Origin of the sequence: Streptomyces sp. NPDC060064 (genome assembly GCF_042736455.1) — a bacterium.
Classification (GTDB): Bacteria; Actinomycetota; Actinomycetes; order Streptomycetales; family Streptomycetaceae; genus Streptomyces.
In genome coordinates this window covers 22,582-38,319 of the sequence record NZ_JBHWWF010000002.1, presented here as the reverse complement: position 1 = coordinate 38,319, position 15,738 = coordinate 22,582, and the positions used below count along the sequence as shown (strand labels likewise).

Sequence of the window (15,738 nt, the reverse complement as noted above, 5' to 3'; positions counted from 1 at the left end):
GACGGTGGAGCGTCGAAGAGGCAGCTCCGACAATCTCCGCCTTCGGACGGTCAGAGCCTCTCGGACTCGGAACGTCTCGGCCTCAGAGCGTCTCGGACAGCGAATCCGCCAGCCGCCGACGCGCAGTCCGGGCGGCCGGCACCGCCGCGGCCGCGACCGCGCCCAGAACTGCCCCGACCACCACCGACACCAGCAGTACGGCAGGCGGGACATGGGCGATCCCGGCTCCCATACCGCTGGAACGACCCTGGGTGTCCACCAGCCAGCTGCCGAACAGCACCCCGAGCCCGGTGCCCAGCGTGGCGGCCACCAGCGCCGTGAAGCCGGCGGCCGCCACGATCGCCGAGCTGATCTGCCGCGGTGTCAGGCCGATCGCCTTGAGCGCGAGCAGATCGCGGCCGCGGTCACGGACCCCGGTACTGATCAGTGTCAGCAGCTCGAGGAACCCGATCAGGGCCAGCACCCCGACCAGCGCCGCGATCACGCCCCGCGCCGGTTCCAGCCGGTCCGCCGGATTGGCCGTCTCGCGGATCTCCAGCGCGCCCCCGGCCCTCTCGGCGAGAGCGCTGCTCACCGCCCGGGGATCCGCGCCGGGCCGCAGGACGAGCAGGTGGAAGTCCGGCCGCAGTGCGGGATCGCGTTCCTGGAGCGTGTCGACCGTCGTGGAGATCACCCGGCCGCCGGCTTCCGGTTCGATGCTGCGGCCGACGATGTGCAGAATCTGCGGCCGTCCTTCCACCGTCATCCGCACCCAGTCGCCGACCCGTACATCCAGCAGATCGAGCAGCCCTTGGCCGGCGACCGCCTCGTCGAGGCCATCGACGGTGCGCCCCTCGACGACGGTGAACGGATAGGGGGCGCGGGCGGTGCCGAGCCCGCGCAGGGTGATGGTGCCGGTCTGGCCGGGTACCAGGGCGGCGACCTCCACGCCGGGGTGGACCGCGGCGACGTCCGGCGGCGCGGTCAGCGCGCGGTCCAGTTCCTGGCCGGTCAGACTGCCGGGCTGCTCGGCCCGTACGGTCAGCGCCGCGGGCACGCCCATCTCCGCGGGGCGGCTGCGGAACATGTCCAGAGTGGACCAGGCGACCAGCGCAACCGTGATCATGAGCAGCGGCAGCGCAAGGCGGGCCACGGTGATCAGGGTGCGAGTCCGCCTGGGGAAGGCCGCCCGCCAGCCGAGCACCAGCGCCGGCGGCACCCGCATTCCCAGTGCCCGGCGCCCCAGCCCGGTCATCGGTGCGGCCGAGGGCAGGGCCGCCCGGGCGACGGGTACCGGCGGTACTCGTCCGGCCCGCCAGGCGGCCAGTCCGGTGGCGGTCGCGATCAGCAGCACCGCGCCGCTCGGGACGCCGAGCATCACAGCGGTGTGCCCGGGCAGCTCCTGCCACACTCCGGCCGCATCCCCGATCCGGCCGGGTATCCGGGCACCCAGAAGGGCAATCGCCGCCGTGCCCAGCGTGACCCCGAGCAGCGCGAAGGCGAGGTGCTGGACGAGGAAGCCGCGTACCACCTGGCCCGGGGTGAACCCGATCGCTTTGAGGATCGAGATATCTCTCAGCTGTCCACGGATACGGGCGCTGATCGCCCCGGATGCGGCGAGCGCGGCGGCCAGCAGCGCGCCCAGCCCGAACACGGCGAACAGCTGCCCGAGAAGCCGGTCGTCGCTCCCGGCCTCGGCGCGGGCCTGCTGCCACTTGGTCACCTGGGCGACCCGGTCGGCGCCGAGCAGGGTGACTGCCTGCTGGACGGTGAAGTCGATGTCGGCCGGATCGTCCAGCCGCAGCCCGACGCTCTGCCCGGTGCTGTGTGGCGCCACGGCGTCGAGCGTGCCCGGCAGCACCCATCCGATGCCGGGCTCACCGCCCGGTCGGTAGCGGGGTTCCGCGGCTTCGGCGACACCTGCCACCCGGAGGGTGCGGGCCGTGCCGTCCGATCCCGCGACGGTGAGGGTGTCGCCCGGCTCCGCCCACAGCACACGCGCGACCGAGCTCTCCAGCACGACGCCCGCTGTCTGTGTATCGAGCCAGTGGCCCGCGGTGACGAGCGGCCTGGCGATCTGCGGCGGCTCGGTACCGGCCGCGCGCAAGGACACGCTCGCCCTGGCGCCACGGGACTCCAGGGTCGCCCGACCGGTGCGGTACGGCCCCGAGACACCGGCGACACCGTCCAGCCCGGACAGCGCGTCCGTGTCCGCGGCGACGCGGGTGTGCAGCCAGACGTGCGCGCCCTTGGACTGGGTGAAGATCCGCTGCCAGGGGTTGGCGGCGTAGCTGAACAGGGCCACGGCGAGCAGCAGTGAGGCGATGATCCCGGCGCTGGCCAGGACGACGAAGAGCGACTGTCCGCGGTGTGCCCTCAGATCGGCATGCGCCCAGCGCAGAGTGGCCCGCACGGTCACTCCTTCAGTTCGAGTACGCCGGAGACTCCGCCGCCCGGGCCGCGGCGCCCCGCTCCGAGCGCGGCGTCGTCGGCTATGCGTCCGTCGAAGAAGCTGATGACCCGGTCGGCAGCGCTGGCCATCCGGGCGTCATGGGTGACCAGCAGGATGGTCTGCCCGCGCTGGTGGAACCGGGAGAGCAGCCGGAGCACTTCCCGGGTGCCCTTGCTGTCCAGGCTGCCGGCCGGTTCGTCGGCGAGCAGCAGCGCGGGATGGTTCACCAGCGCCCTGGCCAGGGCAACGCGCTGCTGCTCGCCGCCGGAGAGCTCGCCCGGCATGGACCGCTCCCTGCCTTCGAGGCCGAGTTCGGCGAGCAGTTCGGCCCGGCTGTCCCGGGCTGCCCTGGGTGAGGCACCGGCGAGCAGCGCGGGCAGTTCGACGTTGTCGGCGACGGTGAGATCGGAGACCAGGTTGAAGAACTGGAACACGATGCCGATGCTCCGGCGGCGCAGCACCGCCCAGCGGGCCTCGCGATACTCGTCCACCCGGCGGCCGTCGAGCCAGAGACGGCCGCTGTCGGGCCGCTGGAGTCCGCCGATCAGATGCAGCAGTGTGGACTTGCCGGCGCCGGAGGGCCCGGTGACGGCGACGAATTCGCCGGGCTGGACGGTGAGATCCACTCCGCGTACGGCTTCCACGGGTGAGCCTTCGCCGCGATGGGTCTTGGTCAGGCCCTCGGCGCGCACGATGGGCACCGTGTCTCCCCGACCGGTTGCGGCTCCGGACTCGCCCAGCACGGCAGGAGCGGCGTCGTCGCTCATTCCAGCTCCTCCTGACAGCGTTCCAGCCAGTCGAGGTCGGCCTGCAGATGCAGCATCGCGCCCTCGATCAGTAGCTGGGAGACCCTGTTGTTCCGGTCCTCGGATGCGGCCAGCTTCGACAGATCACGCATGGTGTTCAGATACTGCCGCCGCTGTTTGTTGATCAGGGTGACCGGGTCGGCCAGCCCGGACTCCGGGGCGAGGGCGATCTTCATGAAGAACTCGTCCCTTACCCGCGGCTCGTCCGTGGTCTCGTCGAACCAGGCGAGCACGGCCTCACGCCCGGCATCGGTGAGCCGGTACGTACGCTTGTTGGGCCTGCCCGACTGCTCGACGTCCTCGCCGGCGATCAGACCGACCTTTTCCAGCCGCCCGAGGGTGACGTAGATCTGGCCGACGTTCGGCTGAGGGTACGCGGCGCCCAGGAGCTTCTCAAGGTCCTGCTTGAGCTCGTAACCGTGCGCCGGGCCACGGGAGAGGAGTGCCAGGAGCGGCAGCCGCACGCGCTCCCCTCCCTCCCGCTCCGTAGTTTCTTGTTGGCTCGGATACGGGCTGTGGTTCGCGCCACCCGCCTTCTCCGCCTGGGCATCTAGTATCGCCCATGCCTAACGGGTATACATAGGCCACATGGGACGGCGGCGCAGCCGGATCGGTGCACTGGGAGGAACCTATGCGGTGGATGCACGCCGCGGGTAGGGGGCTTCTGGTTGTCGCGGTGCTGCTCGCGGGTTACGCGGGCTTCGCCACCCAGCCCGGTGCCGGCGACCCCAAGGGCCGCGGCCCCATGACGCTGGTGACCGCGGGCGATCTCACCGACTATCTCGGTCCGCTGCTGGACGACTGGAATCGCAGCCGTCCGAAGGAGAAGGTCACGCTCGTCGAGCTGCCCGACTCCGCGGACGAGACCCGGGCCCAGATGATCAGCGAACTGCGGTCCGGCAGCGACCGGTTCGATGTACTGAACATCGATGTGGCCTGGACCTCCGAGTTCGCGGCGGCCGGCATGATCTCGCCGCTGCGGCCGGGCCGGTTCCCGCTGAACACCTTCCTGGCGCCCGTGGTGGACACCGCAACCTTCGACGGCCGCCTGTATGCGGTTCCGTATGTCACCAACGCCGGCTTGCTGTACTACCGCAAGGACATCCTGGAGCGGGCGGGCGAACGGCCGCCGCGCACCTGGGCGGAGCTGGCCCGGCTTGCCCGGACGATCGCTCCCCGGTACGGCATGGACGGCTACGCCGGTCAGTTCCTGCCGTACGAAGGACTGACGGTCAACGCCACCGAAGCCGTGCACTCGGCGGGCGGCTCGATCCTGCGGGACGACGGCGCGCTGGTGACCGTGGACTCGGCCGCGGCCCGTGCCGGACTCGAGTTCCTGGCGGGCGGAGTGCGGGAGGGCTGGATCTCCCCCAAGGCCCGCGGGTACAAGGAGGAGGAGTCCCGGCAGGCGTTCCAGGACGGCCGGCTGCTCTTCCTGCGGAACTGGCCCTATGTGTATGCGATGGCCAACGCCAAGGGGTCGAAGGTGGCCGGCAAATTCGGCGCCGTGCCGCTGCCGGGACCGTCCGGGCCGGGCACCAGTGTGCTGGGCGGCTCCAATCTCGCGGTCAGCAGCCACTCCCGGCATCCGGAGTCGGCCGCCGATCTGATCGCCTATCTCACCAGCGAGCGCGTCCAGCGGCAGGTGCTCACCAAGGGCTCGCTGCCGCCGGTGCGCGCCTCGTTGTACGAGGACCCGGCTCTGATCCGGGCCTACCCGTATCTGCCGACGCTTCGGCAGAGCGTGCTGGCGGCCGAGCCGCGCCCCAAGAGCCCCCGGTACGACCAGGTGAGTCTCGCCGTGCAGGCCGTCGTACAGGACGTCATGGCGCTGCGGCAGACGCCGCAGCAGGCCGTGGCCCGGCTGTCCCGCGAGCTGGGATCGATCTCTCGCAAGGGCTGAACCTGCGCACTCCTTCACACCGGTCACTACTTACATGTTAAGTACTGGCCGGTTTTTGTATACCCCCAAATTCTCGGGCATATCCGGCAGATTTTCACCGCATCGTTGACACCTTCCCGTCACCGCTACTTAACATGCATGCATAACAGCGCACCCGCTCTGGGGCGCTCTCGCATCCAGCAGGAACAGGTCAACGCGAGATGCTCACAGCTCTTCCGGCCGCCCTCGGCCAGCCCTCCCGCACCGCCACCGCCCCCGCCTGGTGGCGCGATGCGGTGATCTACCAGGTCTACGTCCGCAGCTTCCTCGACAGCACCGGGGACGGCATCGGTGACCTGGCCGGCGTACGGGCCGGGCTTCCGTACTTGAGGAAGCTCGGTGTCGACGGCATCTGGCTCAGCCCGTTCTATCCGTCGCCCCAGCACGACCACGGCTATGACGTCGCCGACTACCGCGATGTCGACCCCGTCTACGGCGACCTGGCCGAATTCGACCTGCTGATGGCCGACGCCCGCCGACTCGGGCTCAAGCTGCTGCTCGACATCGTCCCCAACCACTGCTCCAGCGAGCACCCGTGGTTCGGTGAGGCGCTCGCCGCCGGTCCCGGCAGCGCCGCCCGCACCCGGTTCCACTTCGCCGACGGCCGCGGCCCGGACGGCGCGGAGCCGCCCAACAACTGGCGGGCGATGTTCGGCGGCCCCGCCTGGAACCGGATCACCGAAGCCGACGGCACCCCCGGGCAGTGGTATCTGCACCTGTTCACTCCGCAGCAGCCCGACCTGAACTGGCGCAACCCCGAGGTCGGCGACTCCTTCGAGCAGGTGCTCCGCTTCTGGCTGGACCGGGGCGTGGACGGCTTCCGTATCGATGTCGCCGCCGGCCTCTTCAAGCACCCGGAGCTGCCCGACTCGGCCGACCCCGCCGCCGACGAGCGCTCCCGGGACTCGGTGAACCCGCTTGCCTGGAACCAGCCCGAGGTCCACGAGGTGTGGCGGCGCTGGCGCTCGGTCTGCGAGGAGTACACGGCGCGGGACGGCAACGAGCGGCTACTGGTCGGCGAGGTCTCCGTACCGACCGCGCGCGAACACGCGGAGTATGTACGGCCCGACGAGCTGCACCAGGCCTTTTTCTTCGATCTGCTCAGCGCCCCCTGGGATGCCGACGCCTTCCGGACCACCATCACGGAGGCGATACGCGACATCGCGGGAACCGGCTCCACCGTCACCTGGGTGCTCAACAACCACGACCAGGTCCGCACGGTCACCCGTTACGCGGGTGAGCCCGGCGTGGAGGCCAGTGGGCTGGGTGCGGCACGGGCCCGCGCCGCCGCACTGCTGATGCTGGCGCTGCCCGGTGCCGCGTACGTCTATCAGGGCGAGGAGCTCGGCCTCCCGGAGGTCCTGGACCTGCCGGACGATGTGCTCACCGACCCGATCTTCCACCGCACGGGCAGCCGCAAGCGCATCAGGGACGGCTGCCGGGTACCGCTGCCGTGGTCAGGTCACGCCTCCCCGTTCGGCTTCAGCCAGGGCGCGGCCGGAGCCAGGCCCTGGCTGCCGCAGCCCGAGTGGTTCGCCGAACACGCCACCGACCGGGCGCTGGCCGACACCCGCTCCTTCTGGCACCTCTACCGCGAAGGGCTCCAGCTCCGCCGCAGTCTTCCCCAGCTGGGCGAGGGCAGCCTGCGCTGGCTTGAGTCGCCGCCGCAGGTCCTCGCCATGGTCCGGGGCGACGGCCTGATCTGCGCGGTCAACTTCGGCACCGAACCCGTCGCCGCGCCGGTCGCCGGTACACCTCTCCTCTCCAGCGGCCCCTGCGCGGACGGTGTGCTCCCCGGAGCGACCGCCGCGTGGTGGACGGGCGACTGCCCCACCCCCTGAACTCCCCGATCCCCACCCTCTTGGAAGGACTGTCACCATGCGACGACTCTCAACGAACCGGCGGACAGCTGCGGCCGCCTCCACGGCACTCGCCCTCGCCCTCGGCGCGACGGCCTGCGGCGGCTCGACCGGCCCGGCGAGCGGCAAGGAGCTCAGCGGCCAGACCGTGACCGTGGCCGGTGTCTGGACCGGCAGCGAGCAGAAGAACTTCCGCAAGGTGCTGGACGCGTTCACCGAACAGACCGGCGCCAAGACGGTCTTCGTGCCCACGGGTGACAATGTCTCCACCTTCGTCGGCAGCAAGATCGAGGGCGGCAACGCCCCGGACGTGGCGATGGTGCCTCAGGTCGGCGTACTCCAGCAGTTCGCCAAGGAGGGCTGGCTCGCACCCCTGTCGCAGAAGACCGCGACGACCGCCGACGCCAACCTCGCCGAGGTGTGGAAGAACTACGGCACCGTCAACAAGACCTACTACGGCCTCTACTTCAAGGCGGCCCACAAGTCGACCGTCTGGTACAGCCCGAGCGCGTTCGAGCAGGCCGGAGTCACGGAGCCCAAGAGCTACCCGGACATGCTCAAGGCGGGCCGTACGCTCGCCGACTCAGGACTCCCGGGCTTCTCCGTCGCCGGTGAGGACGGCTGGACCCTCACCGACTGGTTCGAGAACATCTACCTCTCGCAGGCGGGCCCTGCGAAGTACGACCAGCTGGCCGCCCACACTCTGCCGTGGACCGACGCCAGCGTGGTCAAGGCACTCACCACCCTCGGCGAGGTCTTCAAGGACAAGCAGCTCGTCGCGGGCGGCTCCGCAGGAGCGCTGCGCACCGACTTCCCGGGCTCGATCGAGCAGGTCTTCGGACCCGAGCCCAAGGCCGGCATGGTCTACGAGGGCGACTTCGTCGGCGGTATGGCCAAGGACAACTTCGGCCGCAAGCTCGGCGAGGACGCCAAGTTCTTCCCGTTCCCCGGGGTCGACAGCGGCAAGGCACCGGTGGTGAGCGGCGGCGACGCGGCCGTGGTGCTGAAGGACGGCAAGAACCAGAAGGGGGCGCAGCGGCTGCTGGAGTTCATGGCCACTCCGGAAGCGGCTGCGGTCTGGGCCGGTGCGGGCGGCTTCGTCTCCCCCAACAAGGACGTGAAGCCCGCCTCGTACGCGGACGACACCACCCGTGCCACGGCCAAGTCACTGGTCGAGGCAGGTGACTCGGTCCGCTTCGACATGTCCGACCAGGCCCCGGCCGCGTTCGGCGGAACCAAGGGTGTGGGCGAGTGGAAGCTCCTCCAGGACTTCCTGCGCGACCCCTCGGACCCGAAGGGCACCGCGGCCAAGCTCGAAGCCGCGGCCGCCAAGGCGTACCGGAACTGAGGTCGCACTCCATGGCTGTCACTGTCACCAAATCCGGGCACGCCGCCACCCCGCGGCGGCGTGCCCAGCGCAGCAAGCGGAACATCGCTGTGGTGTTCGTCCTGCCCGCCCTGCTGCTGCTCGGCGCGCTGGTCGTCTACCCGGTGCTGTTCTCCGCCGGCCGCAGCCTCTTCGACGCGAGCGGTGATCGCTTCGTCGGCGGCGACAACTACGCCGAGATATTCAGCGACCCCGCGACGCTCAAAGCGATCCGCAACAGCACCATCTGGGTGGTCGTGGCTCCGGTTCTGCTGACCGGTCTCGGCCTGGTACTCGCCGTGCTCACCGAGAAGGTGCGCTGGGCCACCGCCTTCAAGCTGGTGCTCTTCCTGCCCATGGCCGTGTCGTTCCTCGCCGCCGGCATCATCTTCCGGCTCGTCTACGAGGAGGACCCGGACCGGGGCGTGCTCAACGCCGTGGCCGTCGGCGTACACGACGCCTTCGACGACCGCTCCGCCTACCCCACCGCCAGGGCCCGCGAGAACCAGGGCCTGACCAGGGACACGGGCGGAACGTACAGCACGGCCGACGCGGTCAGGCCCGGGAAGTCGATCAGTCTCGGCTTCGTCGGAGTGGCACCGGACAAGATGCCGGCAGAGGCCCGGCCCGCACATGCCGCGTCATCCGCCGCGCCCGCCGCGGACGAGGTCAGCGGCGTCGTCTACCTCGACTTCACCCCCGGCGGCGGCGGTACGCCGGGCAAGGTCGACCCGGCCGAGAAGGGCCTGCCGGGGATGTCGGTGGAGGCGGTACGGGACGGAAAGGTGGCGGCCACGGCCACCACCGCTGCGGACGGCTCGTTCAACTTCCGCGGCCTGGAAGCCGGTTCGTACACCGTCCGGCTTCCGGCGGAGAACTTCGCGGCACCCTACCAAGGCATTTCCTGGCTCGGCCCGGCGCTGGTGACCCCGGCCATCATCGGCGCCTATCTGTGGATCTGGACCGGATTCTCGATGGTGCTGATCGCAGCAGGGCTCGCTGCTCTCCCCCGGGACTCGCTGGAGGCGGCCCGGATGGACGGCGCCAACGAGTGGCAGATTTTCCGGAAGATCACGGTGCCGCTGCTCACTCCGGTACTGACGGTGGTCTTCGTGACCCTGGTGATCAACGTGATGAAGGTCTTCGACCTCGTCTACATCATCGCGCCGGGACCGGTCCAGGAAGAGGCCAATGTGCTGGCGACCCGGATGTGGCTGGTGTCCTTCGGCGGCGGTAACAACCAGGGACTCGGCAGCGCCTTGAGCGTGCTGCTGCTGCTTCTGGTCGTGCCCGCCATGATCTTCAATGTCCGGCGCTTCCGAAGGAGCGGAAAATGAGCGGCCACAGCACCATCGAGCGCAATTCGTCCCCGCGAACGGCCGCGACCTCCGCCCACCTCGCCACTCTGCCGCGACGCCCGCGCCCGCGTCCGCTGAGCCGGCTGAGCACCTGGTTCGGCAACGGACTGGTCCAGGCCGTCCTGATCGTGGTCGCACTTGTCTGGATCACCCCGCTGGCCGGGCTGTTCCTCTCCTCGATGCGCTCCGAGCAGGACAACGCGACCGAGGGCTGGTGGACGGCGCTGACCGATACCGGGCAGCTGTCCCTCGACAACTACACCGCTCTGTTCGAGAACTCCGGTATCACGCAGGCCTTCTGGAACACCGTGCTGATCTCGGTGCCGGCCACCGCCCTGGTCGTCGGAATCGCGGCGCTGGCCGGATACGCCTTCGCCTGGCTGGAGTTCCCGGGCCGCGATGCGATCTTCCTGGTGGTGGTGGGCCTCCTCGTGGTGCCCGTCCAGATCGGGCTGCTGCCGGTGGCCAAACTGTTCGGCGCCGTCGGACTGTTCGGCACGATTCCGGGTGTGATCCTCTTCCATGTCGCGTACGGACTGCCCTTCGCGATCTTCCTGCTCCGTAACTACTTCGCCGAGATCCCGCGCGAAATGCTGGAGGCCGCGCGGATGGACGGCGGCAGCGAGTGGCGGATCTTCTCCCGGCTGATCCTTCCACTCGGACGGCCGGCGCTGGCCAGCCTGGCCATCTTCCAGTTCCTCTGGGTCTGGAACGACATGCTGGTCGCACTGCTCTTCGCGGACAGCGAGTCCCAGCCGCTCACGGTCGCCCTCCAGTCCGAGATGCGGCAGTTCGGCAGCAATATCGAGGTCCTGGCGCCGGGCGCTTTCCTCTCGCTGGTGGTGCCGCTGGTCGTCTTCTTCGCCTTCCAGCGGCACTTCGTCCAGGGAGTGATGGCGGGCTCCGTCAAATAGCCGGCGTACAAGTGGCCGACGTGCGAACAGCCGACGTGAAGGCCGGGTCCTGAACCCGGCTTCACTGCCGGGGTTCGGCCCACGGTTGGCGCAATGGTGCGGGCGGTGCCCGGCGGGTACGCACACTTGCCGGACACCGCCGCCGCAGCCGAGGAGCCGGCTTGGAGACGAAGCCCGGGCCCGACCTCACGTCCACACCCCTCACATCACTGATGGAGGCGCTGACGCTGACAACGGGCATGGTCGAAGCCGTGAGCCTGCTCGCTCTGGGGTCCGTGTTCACCGCCATGCAGACCGGCAATGTGCTTTTCTTCGGATTCGCGCTCGTGGGCGAGGGCAGCGCGTCCGCAGTGGCGACGTCCGTGTCGCTCGGGTCGTTCGCCGCCGGAGCCCTCCTCGGCGCCCGGCTGGAGTCGGCGATGGAAGCCCGCAAGCGCCGGTGGCTCGTTCTCGCGCTGATCATGGAGTCGGCGCTGCTCGCTGTGGCGGCGTTCACGGCTTGGGGGCTCGTACGGGCGGACGGTGCGCCGTCCGCCCGCCACATCGCGGTGGTCGCCTTGGTGGCGCTCGCCATGGGCATGCGCAATGTGACCGCGATGCGCGCTCATGTGCCGGACCTGCCCACGACCCTGGTCACGCGGACCATCACCGCACTGGTCAGCGGTTCGTCTCTCGGGCACGACACAGCGCTGGGCTACGGCAGCGGCGCCTCGGCCCGCAGGGGCGTCGCCGTCCTCGCGATGTTCACGGGCGGCATCCTCGGCGCATGGCTGCTCCACCTGCACTGGTCACCGACGGGAGTTTTGCTCCTCGTGGCCGCCGTCGTCCTCGCCGTCGCGGCCGCCGTCGCCACCACCTCACGGCACCGTCCTCCGCCGACGATGTGACCCCTGCTTCCCGCTCTCCACCGACGCGGTACGCGATCGGACGATCCCGCGCGCGAGCCGCCACGCTCCGCCTCGTTCCGCCTCGTTCCGCCTTGTTCCACGCAACAGTTCCACCGTGCGGCCACGGTGCGTGAGCTATGTTGCACGAGTGGGACGACAAGGAGGCACACCGGTGCCATCAGGGCAGCAGGCACGCGCACAGGCGTCTGCGATCACGCCGGGAAAGCAGTCTCCGGACGTGGAAGCAGCTCCCACGGACAGGGTTCTCGCACTGTTCGGCGGCCACCGGCTGTCTCCCGCGCAGCGACGCATCGCCCAGTACATGGTCGACCACCTCACCGAGGCCGCGTTCCTGTCGATCACGGATCTCGCGGAACGCGTGGGTGTGAGCCAGCCGTCGGTGACCCGCTTCGCCTCCTCCTTGGGTTTCAGCGGATTTCCCGCGCTCCGAGAGGCCCTCCAGCCGATCGCGCTCAGCGCGGGCACCCAGTCCCCCGATACGCGGGAAGAGATCCGCCGCAATGAGCTGCAGGCAGCCGTCGACGCCGAGATCGAGAACCTGGAGAGTTTGCGCCGTGTTCTGGCCGACCCCAACCAGGTGCTCGAGATCGGCCGCGAACTCGCCCTTTCGACGCCCCTGACCGTTCTGGGCCTGCGGATCTCCGTGTCGCTGGCGGAATACTTCGCCTATGCCGCCAGACGGATCCATCCCGACGTGCGCCTGGTGACCCGCGGCGGCAGCGTCGCCTACGACGCGCTGCTCCAGTCGCGGGAGGCAGGCGGGACCTGGATGCTGGCGTTCGCGATGCCCAGGCACGCCAACGAGACCCTGGCAGCGATGCGGGCCGCCCGTAGGACGGGGCTGCATGTCGCGCTGATCACCGACCTGACCCTCGGGCCGCTCGTGGACGAAGCCGATGTGGTGCTCACCGCCGGCACCGGATCACGTCTCGTTTTCGACTCCTACGCGGCGCCGGTGGTCATGTCCGCCGCCGTCCTCCAAGCCATGGCCGATGCCGATCCCGAGCGCACGCAGGTGCGACTGGAGGGCTACGAGCATGCCGCGGAACAGCACGACTTCTTCCTCGAGGACTGAAGCCGTTTCCTCCTCACGGACCGACGCGAGCCGGCACCCGCTTACGTCGACCTCGGCGACGGGCCGCCCTGCCTGCCGATTCGCGCTCCACCGAAGACTGATTCATGGATCAGTCATCACATTTTGTGCATGAATTTTTTCATACCCTTGCTTACTCGACGGTATATATATTTACTGCATCTGCGACCCCCGGGTGCCCCGAAGTCGCGAGCCAGACCTCAGCCCTCACCGAAGGAAAGCCGGCGGTCCGCACCATGCACCTCACGCCTCGCCCCGCCGCACGCGGCGCAGCCCGCAGGAAGCAGCTGGGGCCGGTACGACGGTCGGTTCTCGGGTCTCCCGTGAAGGTAAGCGGACGCGGACTCGGCATCGCCTGCCGACTCGCGCAGTCGGTGGACAGCACCACGACAGTGAATGCCACTCAGGTACGCGCGGTGTACCGCATCGAGCCCCTACGGGCCACGTGACCGAACACCCAGGGACGACGCCCCTCCTCCTCGCGTCGGCCCATGGTGTTCAACCCGGGCGCTGCGCCTTTTTCGCGCGGATGCCCTTGGCGGCCCCGGTCAACCCCTGGGCCGGGGCCGCCACCAACCTCCGCGACCACCCCCGCGATCAGAGCCCATCCGCCTCACATCCGGAAGCGACGACGATGTCCCAGACCTTCTCACCGATCGACTCCGACTGGCCTTGTCAGGTCAAGGCCCCCGGTAGCCACGATTGGGAGCGCACGGCGGCCCGGTGGCTGCGAGACCTCCTGCCGGCCCGCTATGCGGGCTACTCGACGCTCACCCGCCACCACATCCTGCTCGCCCGCCATGCGCACCTCCAGGTGCAGCACGAGATACGAGCCGTGCGGGTCGCACTGCAGACCTGCCGGGCGGAACTGCCCACCCTGGGAGTGTCCGAGGTCATCATCGAGAGCACCATCAGGCTGTACGCCATCGAGCTGGAGCAGCTGAACCGTCTGGCCCGCGGCGTCCGGCTGATCACCGAGGCACTCCTCGCGGGTACCGATGCGCACCGCAGGCGGTCGCACGTCTAGGGGCGTCCCGGCCGGCCAACCGGTCGAGCGGACACCGGAACGCGAACGCCTGACGTGCGGGCCCGGCCTGGGCATCGCACGATGGAGTTCGCCACCGGCGGGTCCACCGACGGGGGTCACCGGCTCCTGACGAGGGGACCCCTGGATGCGCCAGTACCCGCCCATCGCCGACCACGGGATGATCGGTGACCTGCAGACCGCCGCTCTGGTGGCGTCCGACGGAGCGATCGACTGGTTCTGCGCGCCGCGATTCGACTCGCCCAGCATCTTCGCCTCTCTGCTCGACCAGGACCGTGGCGGCAGTTTCCGGATCGCAGCCGACCACCCGGATGCCAGGATCACCCAGCTCTACCTCCCCGACACCGCAGTCCTGGTCACCCGTTACCTCACCACCGACGGGGTGGGCGAGGTCCTGGACTTCATGCCGGTGGACACCCCGGAAACACCCACGGACCGCCACCGGATCTTCCGAGCGATGCGCGTCGTGCGCGGCAGCATGACGTTCACCGTGGAGTGCAGACCTCGCTTCGACTACGGCCGTGCCAAGCACACACTGAGCCTGAACGAGGCGGGCGACGCTGTCTTCACCGGCCCCGGCATCGATGTACACCTCCAGAGCACCGCACGGCTGAGCGCCGACAACGAACGCGACGTCCAGGGCGTCGTCACACTGCAGGCCGGTGAACTCGCCGTCGTCGTACTGACCACCTGCGCCGGCGGAGACGCGCCGCCGGAGCCTCTCAACGCCGACATGGCATGGGCCACTTGGCGGGCGACCGTACAGTACTGGCACAGGTGGCTGCGGACGTCCCAGTACCGCGGCCGCTGGCGGCAGACCGTGAACCGCTCGGCCATCACCCTCAAGCTGCTCACATACGCGCCCACGGGCGCCCCGATCGCCGCCGCGACCGCGGGACTGCCCGAGCAGGTGGGCGGCGAACGCAACTGGGACTACCGGTACACCTGGATCCGGGACGCCTCGCTGTCCGTACGATCGCTGATCGATCTGGGTTTCACCGAGGAGGCGGACGCCTTCCGCCGATGGCTCGGCCAGCGGGTGGCCGCGGGCGCGACCGTCTCCGGCGAGCCGCTGCAGATCATGTACCGGGTGGACGGCGACCCGCACCTGAGCGAGGAGCTGCTCGACCACCTGGAGGGCTATCTCGGATCGTTCCCGGTACGTATCGGGAACGGAGCGGCCGACCAGCTCCAGTTGGACATCTACGGCGAGGCTGCGTTCGCCATGCTGGAGTTGGGAGCCATCGCGGAGACCGCCGGCTACCAGGGCTGGCTGGCTCTCGCGGGTGTCCTGGACTGGCTCGCCGACAACTGGGACCGGCCCGACGAGGGCATCTGGGAGACCCGCGGCGGCCGCCACGACTTCACCTACAGTCGGCTGATGTCCTGGGTGGCCTTCGACCGCGGCATCCGTATCGCGCGCGACAACGCCCGACCCGCCGACCTGGAGCGCTGGACCGCCACCCGCGACGCGATCTTTATGCAGGTGATGGAGCGCGGCTGGAGCGAGCAGCGCCAGGCCTTCGTCCAGCACTACGACACCGACGTCCTGGACGCCTCACTGCTGCTCATGCCGCTCGTCGGGTTCATCGCGCCCAAGGACCCGCGCTGGCTCGCCACTCTCGACGCGATGGAGCGCGAGCTGGTCTCCGACAGCCTCGTCTACCGCTACAACCCGTCCGCCTCTCCCGACGGGCTCAGGGGCTCCGAGGGAACATTCACGCTGTGCACCTTCCACTACGTGCAGGCGCTCGCCCGCGCGGGGCGGGTCGAAGAGGCACGCTATGCCTTCGAGAAGATGCTCACCTACGCCAACCATGTCGGCCTCTTCGCCGAGGAGATCGGCCCGACGGGAGAGCAACTGGGCAACTTTCCACAGGCGTTCACCCATCTGTCCCTCATCACAGCAGCCGTGGCACTGGACGTGGAACTCGACAAGGCCGAAAGTCTGGGGCCATAGCCGACGCGCTGGACGCGCATCGCACGGTCCGGACGCGCATCGCGAGGTGACGCATG

General features: G+C 69.6%; 12 protein-coding genes. 9 read left to right on the top strand and 3 right to left on the bottom strand.

Annotation, left to right across the window (positions count from 1 at the left end):
- Positions 1–82: 82 nt before the first annotated feature.
- The 3 genes from ACFWDI_RS02530 to ACFWDI_RS02520 are packed head-to-tail and all read right to left on the bottom strand — an operon-like array spanning position 83 to position 3,701.
- Positions 83–2,392 carry an FtsX-like permease family protein gene (locus ACFWDI_RS02530; RefSeq protein WP_385300878.1) on the bottom strand — a complete coding sequence of 770 codons (2,310 nt, stop codon included), beginning with the start codon at positions 2,390–2,392 and terminating at the stop codon, positions 83–85.
- A 2-nt stretch (positions 2,393–2,394) separates the two neighbouring features.
- Entirely contained in the window at positions 2,395–3,198 is an 804-nt protein-coding gene (locus tag ACFWDI_RS02525; protein WP_385300877.1) for an ABC transporter ATP-binding protein, read from the bottom strand.
- Positions 3,195–3,701 carry a PadR family transcriptional regulator gene (locus ACFWDI_RS02520; protein ID WP_327321768.1) on the bottom strand — a complete coding sequence of 169 codons (507 nt, stop codon included), beginning with the start codon at positions 3,699–3,701 and terminating at the stop codon, positions 3,195–3,197. The genes ACFWDI_RS02525 and ACFWDI_RS02520 overlap by 4 nt, the downstream gene beginning before the upstream one ends.
- 167 nt (positions 3,702–3,868) lie before the next feature.
- On the opposite strand from ACFWDI_RS02520, the gene ACFWDI_RS02515 reads away from it, so the two are divergent.
- From ACFWDI_RS02515 to ACFWDI_RS02475, 9 genes are all read left to right on the top strand, one after another.
- Positions 3,869–5,140, top strand: coding sequence for an ABC transporter substrate-binding protein (locus tag ACFWDI_RS02515; RefSeq protein ID WP_385300876.1), 1,272 nt, complete (start codon positions 3,869–3,871; stop codon positions 5,138–5,140).
- Positions 5,141–5,340: 200 nt separating this feature from the next.
- A complete protein-coding gene (locus tag ACFWDI_RS02510) occupies positions 5,341–7,020 on the top strand; it encodes a glycoside hydrolase family 13 protein (RefSeq protein ID WP_385300874.1) in 1,680 nt (559 codons plus the stop codon).
- Positions 7,021–7,057: 37 nt separating this feature from the next.
- On the top strand, positions 7,058–8,386 hold the full coding sequence (locus ACFWDI_RS02505) for an ABC transporter substrate-binding protein (RefSeq protein ID WP_385300873.1): 1,329 nt from the start codon (positions 7,058–7,060) through the stop codon (positions 8,384–8,386).
- 11 nt (positions 8,387–8,397) lie between these two features.
- Positions 8,398–9,741 (top strand): carbohydrate ABC transporter permease, encoded by a 1,344-nt coding sequence (locus tag ACFWDI_RS02500; RefSeq protein WP_385300871.1) that lies wholly within the window; start codon positions 8,398–8,400, stop codon positions 9,739–9,741.
- On the top strand, positions 9,738–10,676 hold the full coding sequence (locus ACFWDI_RS02495) for a carbohydrate ABC transporter permease (protein ID WP_385300870.1): 939 nt from the start codon (positions 9,738–9,740) through the stop codon (positions 10,674–10,676). Before ACFWDI_RS02500 ends, ACFWDI_RS02495 begins: the two co-directional genes overlap by 4 nt.
- 161 nt (positions 10,677–10,837) lie before the next feature.
- Entirely contained in the window at positions 10,838–11,563 is a 726-nt protein-coding gene (locus tag ACFWDI_RS02490) for a YoaK family protein (RefSeq protein WP_385300868.1), read from the top strand.
- 172 nt (positions 11,564–11,735) lie between these two features.
- Positions 11,736–12,659 carry a MurR/RpiR family transcriptional regulator gene (locus tag ACFWDI_RS02485; RefSeq protein ID WP_385300867.1) on the top strand — a complete coding sequence of 308 codons (924 nt, stop codon included), beginning with the start codon at positions 11,736–11,738 and terminating at the stop codon, positions 12,657–12,659.
- A 652-nt stretch (positions 12,660–13,311) separates the two neighbouring features.
- The gene (locus tag ACFWDI_RS02480; RefSeq protein WP_362692303.1) at positions 13,312–13,704 is read left to right on the top strand and encodes a hypothetical protein; all 393 of its coding nucleotides are present in this window, start codon (positions 13,312–13,314) and stop codon (positions 13,702–13,704) included.
- Between the two features lie 145 nt (positions 13,705–13,849).
- The gene (locus ACFWDI_RS02475; RefSeq protein WP_385300866.1) at positions 13,850–15,682 is read left to right on the top strand and encodes a glycoside hydrolase family 15 protein; all 1,833 of its coding nucleotides are present in this window, start codon (positions 13,850–13,852) and stop codon (positions 15,680–15,682) included.
- Positions 15,683–15,738 lie beyond the last annotated feature (56 nt).